The following is a 14,198-nucleotide window of genomic DNA, read 5'->3' as shown; positions in this document are numbered from 1 at the left end:
TCGTCACAGGGAGCCTCAGTCCGTGAGTGTGCCGCGCCCGGCCGCAGTCATCGTCCTCGCCGCAGGCGAGGGCACCCGGATGAAGAGCCAGACCCCCAAGGTCCTTCATGAGCTGTGCGGCCGCTCCTTGGTCGACCACATGCTCGCCGCCGCCAGGGAGCTCGATCCCGAACGGCTCATCGTCGTCATCGGTCACGCCAAGGAACGGGTCGGCGACCACCTGGCCCGCACCAGCCCCGACGCGAAGGCCGTCGTGCAGAGCGAGCAGCGCGGCACCGGTCACGCCGTGCGCACGGTGCTCGAGGAGATGGGCACGATCGCCGGCACGGTGCTGGTCACCTACGGAGACACCCCGCTGCTTCGTGCGGAGACGCTGGGGCGGCTGCTGGACACCCACGCCAAGGACGGGAACGCGGTCACGGTGCTGACCGCGGAGGTCCCCGACCCGACCGGGTACGGACGGATCGTGCGCGACGCGACGGGCGGCGTCCTCGAGATCGTCGAGGAGAAGGACGCCGGTCCCGCGCAGCGGGCGATCAGGGAGATGAACTCAGGCGTGTACGCCTTCGACGGGTCGCTGCTGGCCGACGCGGTCAAGCGGGTGTCGTCCGACAACGCGCAGGGCGAGGAGTACCTCACCGACGTGCTGTCGATCCTGCGTCAGGAGGGCCACCGGGTCGGGGCGCACGTCGCCGACGACTACGTCGAGGTCGAGGGGGTCAACGACCGGGTGCAGCTGGCGTTCGCGCGCGGGGTGCTCAACCGGCGGATCCTCGAGCGGCACATGCGGGCGGGCGTGACGGTCGTCGACCCGTCCAGCACGTTCGTCGACGTGTCCGTGGAGATCGAGCCTGACGTCGTGATCCATCCCGCCACGCAGCTGCACGGCCGTACCCGCATCGAGACCGGCGCCGAGGTCGGCCCGGCGACCACGCTGACCGACACCTTCGTCGGCCCCGGCGCGGTGGTGCGCAACGCGGTCGCCGACAGCGCGGTGATCGGCGCGGAGGCCTCGGTCGGACCCTACGCCTACCTGCGGCCGGGCACCGAGCTCGGGCACAAGGCCAAGGCGGGCACCTACGTCGAGATGAAGAACGCCAAGGTCGGGGCGCGGTCGAAGGTGCCGCACCTGTCCTATGTCGGCGACGCGACGATCGGCGAGGACGTCAACATCGGCGCCTCCACGGTCTTCGTCAACTACGACGGGGTCAACAAGCACCACACCACCATCGGAGACGGCGTCTTCGCGGGGTGTGACACCATGCTGGTCGCTCCGGTGACCGTCGGCGACGGCGCCTACACGGCGGCCGGATCGGTCATCGTCGACGACGTTCCCCCAGGGGCGATGGGCGTGGCCAGAGCGCGGCAGCGCAACATCGAGAAATGGGTCTTGCGCAGGCGCGCGGGCACGAAGTCGGCTGCGGCGGCCGAGAGGGCGCTGGCCGAGCAAGAGCGGGAGAGTGGCACGTGACGAGCATCAAACAGCCGGGATCCAAGGAGCTGATGCTCTTTTCTGGACGGGCCTATCCTGAGCTGGCCGAAGAGGTGGCCAACCACGTCGGGGTCTCGCTCACGCCGACGAAGCTGATCGACTTCGCCAACGGCGAGATCTACGCGCGCTACCTCGAGTCGGTACGCGGGTGCGACGCCTTCGTGATCCAGAGCCACACCGGGCCGATCAACAAGTGGATCATGGAGCAGCTCATCATGGTCGACGCGCTGAAGCGGGCCTCCGCCAAGCGCATCACCGTGGTCATGCCGTTCTTCGGCTACGCCCGCCAGGACAAGAAGGGCCGCGGGCGCGAGCCCATCACGGCCAGGCTGATGGCCGACATCTTCAAGACCGCGGGCGCCGACCGGCTGATGTCCATCGACCTGCACACCTCGCAGATCCAGGGCTTCTTCGACGGGCCCGTGGACCACCTGTTCGCGATGCCGGTGCTCGAGAGCTACCTGAAGGACAAGCTCGACCTGGCCAACACCACGATCGTCTCGCCCGACACCGGCCGCGTGCGGTTGTCCGAGCGGTGGGCCGACACGCTCGGCACGCCCATGGCCTTCATCCACAAGCGGCGCGACCTCGACGTGGCCAACTCGGTGAAGGTCAACGAGGTGGTCGGAAAGGTGCGCGGCCGCACCTGCGTGCTGATCGACGACATGATCGACACCGCCGGCACGATCTGCAAGGCCGCCGACGCGCTGTACGAGCAGGGCGCCACGAACGTGATCGTGGCGGCCACGCACGCGGTCTTCTCCGACCCCGCGGTCGACCGGCTGAAGAACTCCCGCATCTCCGAGGTGATCGTGACCAACACGCTGCCGCTGACGGAGGAGAAGAGGTTCGACAAGCTGACGGTGCTGTCCATCGCGCCGCTCATCGGCAGGGCGATCACCGAGGTGTTCAGCGACGGGTCGGTGACGAGCCTGTTCGAAGGCAACTCCTGACGTGCCGTAGACTACAAAGGTTGCGTTCGTAACGCCTTCCGCTAGGGCGGGTGAGGGGGAACGCAGTATCCGCTTTCATGCGTCATCCGATCTCATGCATCCCTAGGAGATGTCGTGTCCGAAGTACGTATCGCCGCAGAGCCCCGCACCGAGTTCGGCAAGGGCGCCGCCCGCAAGATCCGTCGCGCCGACAAGGTGCCCGCCGTTCTCTACGGGCACGGCATCGACCCCAAGCACCTCACGCTGCCCGGCCACGAGGTCCTCCTCGCGCTGCGCACCGCCAACGTGCTGATCCGCCTGCAGGGCGAGGGCGTGGACGAGCTGGCCCTGCCCAAGGGCGTCCAGCGCGACCCGATCAAGGGCTTCGTCGAGCACGTCGACCTGCTCCTGGTCAGGCGCGGCGAGAAGGTCACCGTCGAGATCCCCGTCACCACCACCGGTGACGTCAACTCCGAGGGCCTGCTCGACCAGCAGCTCGTCTCCATCGCCGTCGAGGCCGAGGCCACCCACATCCCCACCGGCGTCGAGGTCGACGTCGAGGGCATGGAGGTCGGCTCGGTCGTCACCGCGGGCGACCTGAAGCTGCCGCAGGGCACCACCCTGGTCGCCGAGCCCGAGACGGTGATCATCCAGGTCAACGCCAAGCCCGTCGAGGCCCCCTCCGAGGAGGAGGCCGAGGCGGCTGTGGCCACCGCGGGCGAGAGCGCCGAGGCCGCCGAGTAACACGGCCGAAGAGCAGTTGACGGGGCGGCCGGGCGAGATGCCCGGCTCGCCCCGTTGCCGTATGGAGGAGCGCGATGGATCGCTGGCTGATCGTCGGTCTGGGCAACCCCGGGGCCGAGTACGAAGGCAACAGGCACAACGCCGGTTTCATGGTCCTGGACGAGCTGGCCGCACGGGCGGGCGGCAGGTTCAAGGCGCACAAGAGCCGTGCGCACGTCCTGGAGACCAGGGGCGCGGTGCTGGCGAAGCCCCAGACGTACATGAACCTGTCCGGCGGGCCGACGAAGCTGCTCGCCGACTTCTACAAGATCGGCCCGGAGCGGCTGATCGTGGTCCATGACGAGCTGGACATCCCCTACGGCGCGCTCCGCGCCAAGCTGGGCGGCGGCGACAACGGCCACAACGGCCTCAAATCGATCACCAAGACGCTGGCGACGCGCGAGTACCTGCGCGTGCGGTTCGGCATCGGCCGCCCTCCCGGCCGCATGGACGCCGCCGCCTTCGTGCTGAAGGACTTCGGCACCGCCGAGCGCAAGGACCTGGCGTTCCTGGTCGACAGGGCGGCCGACGTGGTGGAGTCGCTGATGGAGAAGGGCCTCGAAGCCACACAGAACGCCTTTCACAGCCTCGATCTGAACATCTCGCCCCCGCCTCGCTGAATCGGGGCCACGCAGAGCTACCCCCCGCTACCATTCCATGACTGTCTGTTGAACATGGGTCACGGGGGGCCGCGTGGAGGGGCTGATGACGGTCGCGAAGGTCGAGCCGACGCTCGTCTGGCGGGCCAGTCCTCGCATGCCCGGATGGGTGCGCTCCTACCGCTTCCACGCTCTCGTGGCCGATCTCGCCTGCGCGGTGGCGGGGGCGATGCTGGCCTTCGTCGCCAGGTTCGGTGAGCTCACGCCCTACGTCACGCCGTACATCCTGCTCAGCCTGGCGTTGCCGCCCGTGTGGGTGTGCGCGGTGGCGCTCAACAGGGCCTACGAGCCGCGCCTGATCGGCATCGGGTCGGAGGAGTTCCGCCGGATCGTCAGGTGCGGCATCGCGTTGACCGCGGCGATGGCGATCTGCGCCTACGCCACCAAGACCGAGGTCGCGCGCGGCTACGTCGTGCTGGCGCTGCCGCTGACGACGCTGCTGACCGTGCTCTTCAGGTACGGCCTGCGCCGCTCGCTGCACCGGCGCAGGGCGGCGGGGCAGTGCATGCGCAGGGTCGTGGCGGTCGGCCACGCGGCGGGCATCGCCGAGCTGGTGGCCAGGTTCCGCAGGGAGCGCTACCACGGCATGGAGATCGTGGCCGCCTGCCTCCCCGACGACGCCCACGGCAGCAGGGTGGGCGACGTGCCGGTGGCGGGCGGCTTCGCGGATGTTCCGCTGGTGGTGCGGCAGGTCGACGCCGACACGGTGGCGGTGCTCGCCTGTCAGGAGATGGACGGCGTCGCGCTGCGCCGCCTGGCCTGGCGGCTGGAGAAGACGCACACCGAGCTGGTCGTGGCGCCCGCCCTGATGGAGGTGGCGGGCCCGCGCACGACGATCCGTCCCGCCGCGGGGCTGCCGCTGCTGCACGTCGAGCACCCCGAGCTGGCGGGGGCGAGGCAACTGGTGAAGAACGTCTTCGACAGGGTGGTGGCGGGGTTGCTGCTCGTGCTGATCGCGCCGTCACTGCTCGGCTTGGCGCTGGCCGTCCGGATGAGCAGTCCGGGGCCCGCGCTGTTCAGGCAGACGAGAGTGGGCAGGGACGGCAGGCTGTTCACGATCGTGAAGTTCCGCACGATGCGGCAGGACGCCGAGCGGATGAAGGTGGAACTGGTCAGCGACGCCGACGGCGTGCTGTTCAAGGTGCGCGACGATCCACGGGTGACGGCTCTGGGGGCGTTCATGCGCCGCCACTCCCTCGACGAGCTGCCCCAGCTGATCAACGTGCTGTTCGGTCACATGTCACTGGTCGGCCCCCGGCCCCCGCTGCCCGAGGAGGTCGCGCAGTACGGCGACGACGTCCGCAGGCGACTACTGGTGCGCCCGGGGCTCACGGGGCTGTGGCAGGTTTCCGGCAGGTCAGATCTGTCGTGGGAGGAATCCGTACGCCTCGACCTGCGTTACGTCGAGAACTGGTCTCTCATGCTTGATCTGCAGATCCTGTGGAAGACTTGGTCGGCCGTCGCCCGCGGGCAAGGAGCTTACTGATGACGATTCGCGACGACCATGCCCTCGCCGCCGACCTGGCGACGGAGGCGGGAGAGCGGCTCCTCGCGCTGCGCGGGCGCGAGGGCTTCGCGCACCCGCCCGCGCTGCGGGCCGAGGGCGACAGGCTGGCCCACGTCTTCCTGACCGAGGCGCTGGCGCGGCTGCGTCCGAGCGACAGCGTGCTGTCGGAGGAGGCCACCCGCGAGGAGCGGGAGAACTCCTCCAGACTGACCGCCGACCGGGTGTGGATCGTAGACCCGCTTGACGGCACGAGGGAGTTCGCGGAGCGGCGAGCAGGGCCCGACAGCGGCAGCTTGCGTAACCAGGGAGGGCCCGTCGGGAGCGCGACCGTCAACGCAGCGGAGGGCCGCGCGGACTGGGCGGTCCACGTCGCGCTGTGGGAGCGCGGCAAGCTGGTGGCCGGAGCGGTGGCGCTGCCCGCTCAGGGCCGCACGCTGTCCACGGCCGAACCGCCCAAGCTCCCGCCCTTCGAGGGCGGCAGGTTCCGCATCGCGGTCAGCCGCACCAGACCGCCCGAGTTCGTGCAGAAACTCGCCTTTCTCGCGGGAGCCGATCTCGTGCCGATCGGCTCGGCCGGGGCGAAGATCTCCGCGGTTTTGACCGGCGAGGTGGAGGCGTACGTCCACGCGGGCGGGCAATATGAATGGGATTCCGCGGCACCTGTGGCGGTCGCCCAGGCCTCCGGGGCCTTCACGAGCCGGATCGACGGCTCCGAGCTGGCCTACAACCAGGAGGACCCCACTCTTCCGGATATCCTTGTTTCCCTACCGGAACTGGCGCCAACGTTGCTCGCCGGAATCCGCGACCTGCACCGCTAATGCCGGAGGAAGCCCCCATGCTTCAGCGTGACTATACGACGTCACAGCTCGACGTCCTCGAAGCCGAGGCCATCCACATCATGCGTGAGGTGGCCGCGGAGTTCGAGCGCCCGTGTCTGCTGTTCTCCGGCGGCAAGGACTCCATCGTGATGCTGCGCATCGCGGAGAAGGCCTTCTGGCCGGCGATGATCCCGTTCCCGCTCATGCACGTCGACACCGGGCACAACTTCCCCGAGGTCATCGAGTTCCGCGACAGGCGCTCGGCCGAGCTCGGCGCGCGCCTGGTGGTGGCCAGCGTCCAGGACTCCATCGACGCCGGCCGCGTCACCGAGGAGACCGGTCGCCGCGCCTCGCGCAACCGCCTGCAGACCACCACGCTGCTCGACGCGATCGAGGACCACGAGTTCGACGCGGTCTTCGGCGGCGCCAGGCGCGACGAGGAGAAGGCCCGCGCCAAGGAGCGCGTCTTCTCCTTCCGCGACGAGTTCGGCCAGTGGGACCCGAAGAACCAGCGCCCCGAGCTGTGGAACATCTACAACGCGCGCATCCGCAAGGGCGAGCACATCAGGGTGTTCCCGCTGTCGAACTGGACCGAGCTCGACATCTGGGACTACATCCGGCGAGAGGGCATCGAGATCCCCTCGATCTACTACGCGCACACCCGCAAGGTCTTCGAGCGCGACGGCATGCTGCTGCCCGACGACCCGGTGGTGAGCAGGGGCGACGACGAGCCGCTGTTCGAGGCGGTGGTCCGCTACCGCACGGTCGGCGACATGACCTGCACGGGCGCCGTGCAGTCGGCGGCCGCCACGGTCGAGGAGATCATCGAGGAGATCGCGGCCACCCGGATCACCGAGCGCGGCGCCACCCGCGCCGACGACCGGGCCTCCGAGGCCGCGATGGAAGACCGCAAGCGCGAGGGCTACTTCTAATGCCGACGTCCACGCCACTCACGGCACACCCACGGAAGACCGGCTGCGTCAGATTCAAGGGCTACTTCTAAAAAATGGACATTCTTCGTTTCGCCACCGCCGGATCCGTCGACGACGGCAAGTCCACGCTCATCGGCCGCCTGCTGTTCGACTCCAAGGCCATCTTCGAGGATCAGCTGGAGGCCGTCGAGCGCACCTCGCGTGACCGCGGCACCGAGTACACCGACCTGTCGCTGCTGACCGACGGCCTGCGCGCCGAGCGCGAGCAGGGCATCACGATCGATGTGGCCTATCGCTACTTCGCCACGCCCAAGCGCAAGTTCATCATCGCCGACACTCCCGGCCACATCCAGTACACCCGCAACATGGTGACCGGCGCCTCCACCGCCGACCTGGCCATCATCCTGATCGACGCGCGCAAGGGCGTGCTGGAGCAGTCGCGCCGCCACGCCTTCCTCACCTCGCTGCTGCGGGTGCCGCACCTGGTGCTCGCGGTGAACAAGATGGACCTCGTCGACTACTCCCAGGAGCGGTTCGAGGAGATCCGCGAGGAGTTCACCTCGTTCGCCTCCAAGCTGAACGTCGCCGACCTGACCTTCATCCCGATCTCCGCGCTCAATGGCGACAACGTGGTCTCCAGGTCCGAGAACATGCCGTGGTACCAGGGCACCTCGCTGCTGCACCACCTGGAGAACGTCCACATCGCCTCCGACCGCAACCTGGTCGACGTGCGCTTCCCCGTGCAGTACGTCATCCGCCCGCACAAGACCGAGTTCCACGACTACCGCGGCTACGCGGGTCAGGTCGCGGGTGGCGTGCTGAAGCCGGGCGACGAGGTGCTGCACCTGCCCTCCGGCCTCGCCACGCGCATCGCTTCCATCGACACCTTCGACGGACCCGTCGAGGAGGCCTTCCCGCCCATGTCGGTCACCCTCCGCCTGGAGGACCACATCGACATCTCCCGCGGCGACATGATCTGCCGGCCCAACAACAAGCCGCAGGTCGCCCAGGAGCTCGAGGCGATGGTCTGCTGGATGGCCGACGGCGTGAAGCTCGCGCCGCGCTCGAAGCTGAGCATCAAGCACACCACCAGGACGGCCCGTGCCCTGGTGCGCGAGTTGCACTACCGGCTGGACGTCAACACCCTGCACCGCGACGAGAGCGCGACCTCGCTCGGTCTCAACGAGATCGGCAGGGTGTCGTTGCGGGTGACGCAGCCGTTGTTCGTCGACGACTACGCGCGCAACCGGCTCACCGGTGGCTTCATCCTGGTGGACGAGTCCACCAACACCACGGTCGGCGCGGGCATGATCGTCGAAGCCAAGGCGTAGACCGGAGCGTCGTACAGGGCCGTGGTCGGTGACCACGGCCCTGTCGCGTTCCCTAGGTAGATCCTTTGGCGTTCGCTGACGATTCGATTACTCTCCGCGCTAACGTCTCCACGGTCCGTGTTCACCGCACCGCCGGAGGCATGCTATGACCGACCGGGTGATCTTTCTGGGTGGTCTCGGCCGCAGCGGCACCACGCTGCTCGAGCGCCTGCTCGGCGAGCTGCCAGGGGTCGTGCCGCTGGGCGAGGTGGTCCACCTGTGGGCCCGCGGCGTGCTCGCCGAGGAGCTGTGCGGATGCGGTGAGGCGTTCCCGAGCTGCCCGTTCTGGCGGGAGGTCGGCGAGCGCGCCTTCGGCGGCTGGTCCCGCGAGCTGGCCGAGCGGGTCCTCCAGCTGCGCCACAGGGTCGACCGCACCAGGCGCATCCCGGCCGTCGGCCACCCCGACCTGGCCGAGTACGTCGCCGCCTACCGCCGCGTCTACGCGGCGGCCCAGGAGGCAGCCGGAGGCTCGGTCGTGGTCGACTCCAGCAAACACGCCTCGCTGGCGTTCTGCCTGGCGGCTGGGGGCGTGCGGCCGCACGTGGTGCACGTCGTGCGCGACCCGCGCGCGGTGGCCCACTCCTGGCGCAGGACGGTCCCCAGGCCCGAGGACGGCAGCCACATGACCAGGTGGGGCGCCATGCGCACCTCGCTCCACTGGAGCGCCCAGAACCTCGCGCTCGACCTGCTGGCCATGCGAGGGGTCCAGCTGACCAGGGTCCGCTACGAGGACCTGCTCGCCGATCCCCGCGCCACGCTGACCGCCCTCGCGGCCCGGCTGGGCCTCGACACGCGCCTCGGCTTCCTCGACGGCACCACGGTCAGCCTCCGCCGCGCGCACACCGTCTCGGGCAACCCCATGCGCTTCGCGGTCGGCCAGGTGGAGCTCTCCCACGACGACGCCTGGCGCGGCGGCCTGCCCGCCGTCCAGCGCGCTGTGGTCTCGGGCCTCACGGCCCCTCTCATGACCAGGTACGGCTATCGCGGAGCGGCGGCATGACACCTTCGGTCGGCGTGGTGATCCCCACGACGGGCAAGCGGCCAGAGCAACTGAGGGCGGCCACCCGCGCGGTGCTCACGCAGAACTATCCGGGCCGGATCGACCTGGTCGTCGTGGTCGACGGCGGCGACCCCATCGCGGTGGCCGAGCAGATCGCCGACGTGGTCGCGCCGCGCTCGGAGGGCGACGAGCCGCATCGCGTGCGGGTGCTGCCCAACCGGCTCAGCCCCGGGCTGCCCGGTGCCCGCAACACCGGCATCGCCGCCTCCGACACCGACCTCATCGCCTTCTGCGACGACGACGACGTCTGGCTGCCGGGCAAGCTCGCCGCCCAGTCGGGCGCGCTCGTCGGCGGCGCCGACTTCTCCAGCTGCGCCATCGAGGTCGAGTACGGCACGCGCCGGGTGCCGAGGCTGGCCGGGCTGACCCAGGTCACCAAGGCCGACCTGGTGCGGTCGCGGATGGTGATGGTGCACTCCTCCACCTTCGTGTTCAGGCGCGGCGCCTACTGGGTCGACGAGAGCGCGCCCATGGGCCAGAACGAAGACTGGGATCTCGCGCTGCGCGCCGCCAAGCGGCAGCCGATCGCGCACGTCGACCGGCCGCTCGTCCGGGTTCGCTGGGGCGCGTCCCACTACGTCGCTCAGTGGACCGATCGCATCGCCGGGCTGGAGTGGATGCTCGCCCGGCACCCCGAACTGGCCGTGGATCCGCGCGGCGCGGCGCGGATCTACGGTCAACTCGCCTTCCACCACGCGGCCATGGGGCGGCGCAGGGAGGCGGGCAGGTGGGCGCTGCGCACCATCGCCGCCAGGGCGAGCGAGCCCCGCGCCCCGATCGCGCTCGCCGTCGCCGCCGGGCTCGTCTCCGCCCCCACGGTGCTCTCCCTGCTGCACGATCGGGGACACGGCATTTGACCGGCGCCGTTCCCGCGCGTCCGCCGAGGGTGGCGGTCGCGGGGGTCCCCTTCGATCCGGTCACCGAACGGCAGGCGGTCGAGCGGGTGGCCGCCGCCCTGGGGGCGGGCGAGGGCGGCCACCTCGTCACCCCCAACGTCGACATCTGCCGCGCCGTGGCCAGGGATCCCGCGCTCAAGGAGCTCGTCAGCGGCGCCGATCTGGTGGTCGCCGACGGCATGCCGCTGGTGTGGGCGTCCAGGCTGCTGCGCGAGGCACTGCCCGAGCGGGTGACGGGAGCCGACCTGATCTGGTCGCTCAGCGCGATGGCGGCCCGTGGCGGCTGGCCCGTCTACCTGCTCGGCGGCCCTCCAGGAGTCGCGGCGAGGGCGGAGTGGGAGCTGGCGAACCGCTGTCACGGGCTGCGGGTCTGCGGGGTGGACGCGCCGCCGTACGGGTTCGACCGGAGCGACGAGGGGGTGGCGCGGGTCAGGGAGCAGCTCGTGGCCGCGCGACCCGCGATCGTCTTCGTCGGTCTCGGCTTCCCCCTGCAGGACAGGCTGATCGCCGGCCTGCGCCCCGAGCTGCCCCGCACGTGGTTCGTCGGGTGCGGGTCGGCGATCGCGTTCGCGGCGGGGTCGGTGGCGCGGGCGCCGCTGTGGATGCGGCGCAGCGGCACCGAATGGCTGTTCCGCCTGGCCAGCGAGCCGGGACGGCTGGCCAGGCGCTACCTCGTCGACGACGTGCCCTTCGCGACCAGGCTGCTCACGAGGTCGCTGCTGCTCAGGCGGTGAGCGCGCGCACCCTGTCGATCTCTTCGACGGTCAGGCGCTCGCGGTAGGAGTGCAGCGCGTGGCTGGAGTCCATCGGGCGATAGGCCGTACGTGACAGGCCCGACCAGGCGAAACCCCGCTCCGCCGGACGGCTGGCCGTGCACGCGCGAGTGATGCGGCGCTCGGCCGCAGGGGTCCAGGGCAGCCCTGCCACCTCGTACAGGCGGCGGAAGCCAGGAAGGGGCGCGGCGGCGAGCTCCTCATAGGAGACCACGGTGATGCCCTCGGTGCGCGCCAGGATGGCGCGGGTGACGCGCCAGAGCGCGCAGACCGTGGCGATGCGGTCATCGGAGCCGGCCAGCGCGCGCAGCTCCGCCACCTCGGGATGGTCGCGGACCAGGAGGGGCTGGTCGAGCAGTTCCTCGAGACGGACGGTCCAGCCGAGACGCGTCCACGAGCCGACCAACGACACCGGGTCGCGGACCAGCGCGATCACCGTGCAGCCGAGCCGGCCCGCGAACCAGCCGGACGACAGCACGGCGAAGGGGTCGTCGAGGAGGGCCCGCCGTCCGGTGAGCCTGCCCCAGGTGAAGGCCGAGCCGTAGCGGGCGAGCCTGGCCAGGTCGTACGGCGAGCGGTTGACGCGCAGCTCGGCGCGGAAGCCGTAGCGCAGCGCGGTGGTGTCGCGGAAGGCGGGCAGCCAGTCGGCGGAGTTGTCGTCGCAGATGTACTGGAAGCGGTGCGTCACCGCGGCCCGCAGCACGCCCGGACAGCGGCCGGGCGGATGCTGCGGGTTGAGCGGCTCGTTGACGTAGACCAGCCGGCCGGAGGCGGTCAGCATCTTGCCCGTCCAGCTCGTGCCGCTGCGCGGCAGCCCGGTCACCAGGATCGGCGTCATGCGGTGGCCCAGGAGCGGAAGCGGAACGCGGTCAGGCTGTGCCGGCCGAAGGGACGCAGGCCGTAGCGCTGGTGGATCTGCCAGAGCGGCAGCAGGTTCTTCACCATCACCCCGCCCGCCCAGCCCAGCGCCGCGCCGAGCGCGCCGTACGCAGGGACCAGCGCCAGGTCGAGCAGCACGGTGACGCCCACGGCCACGACCAGGTTGGCCAGGCTGGCGGAGGTGTGCCCCGCCGAGGTGAGCACCACGTCGACCATGCCGCACGCGGTGGCGACCATCATCGTCACGGCCAGGACGAGCGCGACGGGCAGCGCCGCGCCGTAGCCCGAGCCGAAGATCCGTAGCAGCCACGGCGCGAGCAGGGCGTAGCCCAGCCAGACCGGCCAGGTCAGCAGCACCAGCCACATGGTCGTCACCTGGTAGAGCTCGCGGGCCCTCGGCAGGTCGCCCTCGGCCAGCGCGCGCACCAGGCGGGGCTGCGCGGCCTGCGCGAGCCCCTGGCTGGCCAGCTGCCCGACGACCTTGAACCTGGTGGCCGCGGTGTAGACCGCCGCCTGCGCGGGACCCGCGAGCACGGCCACGATCACGATGTCGAGCCGCTGGAAGACCGCCTGGATCGCGCTCGCCGCCGACCTCGGCGCGGTGTGCCGCCACAGGTCACGCCCCGTGCCGGGCAGGTATGGCGTGCGTGGCACCCGCCCGCGCAGGCTCAGCGCCGCCAGCGTCAGCACCACGAGGCACGGCGCCGCCCACGCCCCCGCCAGCGCCTCCTGGGGGTACGGCGGCGCGGTGGTGGCCACGACCGCGACCAGCGCGAGCTGGGCCACGGGAAGCAGCACGCCGTCGAGCAGCACGGTCGGCCGCATGGAGCCGAACCCTCGGGTGGCGGCGAGCAGGATGTCGGCCACGACCATTGACGGCAGCGCCAGCGCCAGCGGCCCGAGCTGCGGATACAGGACGACGCCCGCCACGCTGGAGAGCACCGCCCCGGGGATCACCGCCGCCCTGACATAGCCGGAAATACCGCGATAGTCGAAGGTCTTGGCGCGGGCGACGAAGTAGATCAGGCCGTTGCCCGCGTCGAGTTTGACGATGCCGGCGACCATCAGCGCCAGCGCGATGGCGGTGAAGAAGGCGCCGGCCTGCTCGGCGCTGAAGGTCCGCGTCACCACCACGACCAGGAGGAACTGGGCCAGCGCGCTCACCCCGGCGCCGGTGACGCCCGCCAGCCCCGCCCTGGCCACCCGCCCGAGCGTGCCGCCGTTCCCTTCCGCGCGCTCGGTCGAGGTCACTGGCGCCACGAGGGATCACCGCCCAGCCATGGCGCGAGCTGCGTGTCGTACACCTCGAAGTGCTCCATCAGCGTCTGCCGCACCGACTCGGGCAGCGGCTTGGGCCGGGCCCGCCCGTTGTGCCGCTCGAAGACCGGGTTGCCCAGCGGCGGCATCTCCAGGAAGTCGAGCACGCGCGCGTAGGTCCGCTCGGGCTCGGCGAAGAAGTGGTGACTGTCGAGCACCAGGATGCGCTCGCGTCCGAACAGCGGCTCGAGCCTGTCGAGCTGCTCGGCGTAGCGTCCCCGGGCCAGGTAGGCGTGGTGGCGGTGGGAGTGGTGGACGGAGTGCGGGTCGGCGCGCAGCCGCTGCTCGGCCCCCGCCAGCCGCTTGACCTCCAGCTCCACCGCGTACTCGAAGTGCGACTCCGTCTCGAAGCCCCTGGCCAGCTCGTGCGAGTGCGCGGAGAAGGCCCGCTCGACCGGGTCGCGGACCAGGACGATCAGCTTCACGCCCGGCAGGTCCCTGGCGATCCGCTCGCCCGCCAGCGGGTGGTACAGGTAGTAGGGGGCCGACTCGAAGGCGAGGGGCTGCCTGCCGTACCTCTTCCTCAGCAGCGCCGCGCCGACCTTCAGCGGGAAGTGGCCCTGGTACCAGGAGACGCCCTTGCCGTAGCCGACGTCGAAGTAGTGCACGCCTTTGTGCAGCACGGGCTTGAGCAGCAGGGGGTGCTGGGCGAGGGCGCGGTAGAGGGAGGTGGTGCCGCAGCGTTGCGCGCCCATGATCAGGAAGGACGGCAGCATCCGACCGCCCGACGTCAGCCGTCCTGTGGTGCGCGAGACGGACAGGACCGAGTGCTTCATGGCG

14 protein-coding genes are annotated in these 14,198 nt (G+C 70.6%); 11 read left to right on the top strand and 3 right to left on the bottom strand.

Going from position 1 to position 14,198, the window contains the following annotated elements; translation table 11 throughout:
• Positions 1-22: 22 nt before the first annotated feature.
• From glmU to H4W81_RS31060, 11 genes are all read left to right on the top strand, one after another.
• Positions 23-1,471, top strand: a complete 1,449-nt coding sequence (gene glmU / locus H4W81_RS31110; RefSeq protein WP_192778073.1) for a bifunctional UDP-N-acetylglucosamine diphosphorylase/glucosamine-1-phosphate N-acetyltransferase GlmU — start codon at positions 23-25, stop codon at positions 1,469-1,471.
• Positions 1,468-2,445, top strand: coding sequence for a ribose-phosphate diphosphokinase (locus H4W81_RS31105; protein WP_192778072.1), 978 nt, complete (start codon positions 1,468-1,470; stop codon positions 2,443-2,445). Before glmU ends, H4W81_RS31105 begins: the two co-directional genes overlap by 4 nt.
• A 114-nt stretch (positions 2,446-2,559) precedes the next feature.
• Positions 2,560-3,168 carry a 50S ribosomal protein L25/general stress protein Ctc gene (locus H4W81_RS31100; RefSeq protein WP_192778071.1) on the top strand — a complete coding sequence of 203 codons (609 nt, stop codon included), beginning with the start codon at positions 2,560-2,562 and terminating at the stop codon, positions 3,166-3,168.
• 74 nt (positions 3,169-3,242) lie between these two features.
• Positions 3,243-3,827 (top strand): aminoacyl-tRNA hydrolase, encoded by a 585-nt coding sequence (pth, locus tag H4W81_RS31095; RefSeq protein ID WP_192778070.1) that lies wholly within the window; start codon positions 3,243-3,245, stop codon positions 3,825-3,827.
• 85 nt (positions 3,828-3,912) lie between these two features.
• Positions 3,913-5,352 (top strand): sugar transferase, encoded by a 1,440-nt coding sequence (locus H4W81_RS31090; protein WP_225958873.1) that lies wholly within the window; start codon positions 3,913-3,915, stop codon positions 5,350-5,352.
• Positions 5,352-6,191 (top strand): 3'(2'),5'-bisphosphate nucleotidase CysQ, encoded by an 840-nt coding sequence (locus H4W81_RS31085; RefSeq protein ID WP_192778069.1) that lies wholly within the window; start codon positions 5,352-5,354, stop codon positions 6,189-6,191. Before H4W81_RS31090 ends, H4W81_RS31085 begins: the two co-directional genes overlap by 1 nt.
• Before the next feature lie 17 nt (positions 6,192-6,208).
• Positions 6,209-7,123, top strand: a complete 915-nt coding sequence (gene cysD, locus H4W81_RS31080; RefSeq protein WP_192778068.1) for a sulfate adenylyltransferase subunit CysD — start codon at positions 6,209-6,211, stop codon at positions 7,121-7,123.
• Between the two features lie 74 nt (positions 7,124-7,197).
• Positions 7,198-8,454 carry a sulfate adenylyltransferase subunit CysN gene (cysN, locus tag H4W81_RS31075; RefSeq protein ID WP_192778067.1) on the top strand — a complete coding sequence of 419 codons (1,257 nt, stop codon included), beginning with the start codon at positions 7,198-7,200 and terminating at the stop codon, positions 8,452-8,454.
• A gap of 160 nt (positions 8,455-8,614) precedes the next feature.
• Positions 8,615-9,493: a sulfotransferase gene (locus tag H4W81_RS31070; protein WP_318782519.1), complete on the top strand. Its 879-nt coding sequence runs from the start codon at positions 8,615-8,617 to the stop codon at positions 9,491-9,493.
• Positions 9,490-10,410: a glycosyltransferase family 2 protein gene (locus H4W81_RS31065; protein ID WP_192778065.1), complete on the top strand. Its 921-nt coding sequence runs from the start codon at positions 9,490-9,492 to the stop codon at positions 10,408-10,410. Before H4W81_RS31070 ends, H4W81_RS31065 begins: the two co-directional genes overlap by 4 nt.
• Positions 10,407-11,183, top strand: coding sequence for a WecB/TagA/CpsF family glycosyltransferase (locus tag H4W81_RS31060; protein WP_225958872.1), 777 nt, complete (start codon positions 10,407-10,409; stop codon positions 11,181-11,183). Before H4W81_RS31065 ends, H4W81_RS31060 begins: the two co-directional genes overlap by 4 nt.
• Here H4W81_RS31060 and H4W81_RS31055 read toward each other — a convergent pair.
• From H4W81_RS31055 to H4W81_RS31045, 3 genes are read right to left on the bottom strand one after another with little or no spacing between them, the layout of a single operon-like run.
• Positions 11,173-12,060 carry a sulfotransferase family protein gene (locus H4W81_RS31055; RefSeq protein ID WP_192778064.1) on the bottom strand — a complete coding sequence of 296 codons (888 nt, stop codon included), beginning with the start codon at positions 12,058-12,060 and terminating at the stop codon, positions 11,173-11,175. The genes H4W81_RS31060 and H4W81_RS31055 overlap by 11 nt on opposite strands.
• A complete protein-coding gene (locus tag H4W81_RS31050; RefSeq protein WP_318782060.1) occupies positions 12,057-13,361 on the bottom strand; it encodes a lipopolysaccharide biosynthesis protein in 1,305 nt (434 codons plus the stop codon). Before H4W81_RS31050 ends, H4W81_RS31055 begins: the two co-directional genes overlap by 4 nt.
• Positions 13,349-14,194 (bottom strand): sulfotransferase domain-containing protein, encoded by an 846-nt coding sequence (locus H4W81_RS31045; RefSeq protein ID WP_192781146.1) that lies wholly within the window; start codon positions 14,192-14,194, stop codon positions 13,349-13,351. Before H4W81_RS31045 ends, H4W81_RS31050 begins: the two co-directional genes overlap by 13 nt.
• Positions 14,195-14,198: the final 4 nt, after the last annotated feature.

It is taken from the genome of Nonomuraea africana, from assembly GCF_014873535.1.
Classification (GTDB): Bacteria; Actinomycetota; Actinomycetes; order Streptosporangiales; family Streptosporangiaceae; genus Nonomuraea; species Nonomuraea africana.
The sequence above is the reverse complement of the archived record's forward strand: the minus strand, read 5'-3'. Positions and strand labels throughout refer to the sequence as shown.

Coding starts and splice junctions, on each gene's coding strand:
- H4W81_RS31090 (WP_225958873.1), top strand. CDS start 3,913: ATGACGGTCGCGAAGGTCGAGCCGACGCTCGTCTGGCGGGCCAGTCCT.
- H4W81_RS31055 (WP_192778064.1), bottom strand. CDS start 12,060: ATGACGCCGATCCTGGTGACCGGGCTGCCGCGCAGCGGCACGAGCTGG.
- pth (WP_192778070.1), top strand. CDS start 3,243: ATGGATCGCTGGCTGATCGTCGGTCTGGGCAACCCCGGGGCCGAGTAC.
- cysD (WP_192778068.1), top strand. CDS start 6,209: ATGCTTCAGCGTGACTATACGACGTCACAGCTCGACGTCCTCGAAGCC.
- H4W81_RS31065 (WP_192778065.1), top strand. CDS start 9,490: ATGACACCTTCGGTCGGCGTGGTGATCCCCACGACGGGCAAGCGGCCA.
- H4W81_RS31085 (WP_192778069.1), top strand. CDS start 5,352: ATGACGATTCGCGACGACCATGCCCTCGCCGCCGACCTGGCGACGGAG.
- H4W81_RS31045 (WP_192781146.1), bottom strand. CDS start 14,194: ATGAAGCACTCGGTCCTGTCCGTCTCGCGCACCACAGGACGGCTGACG.
- cysN (WP_192778067.1), top strand. CDS start 7,198: ATGGACATTCTTCGTTTCGCCACCGCCGGATCCGTCGACGACGGCAAG.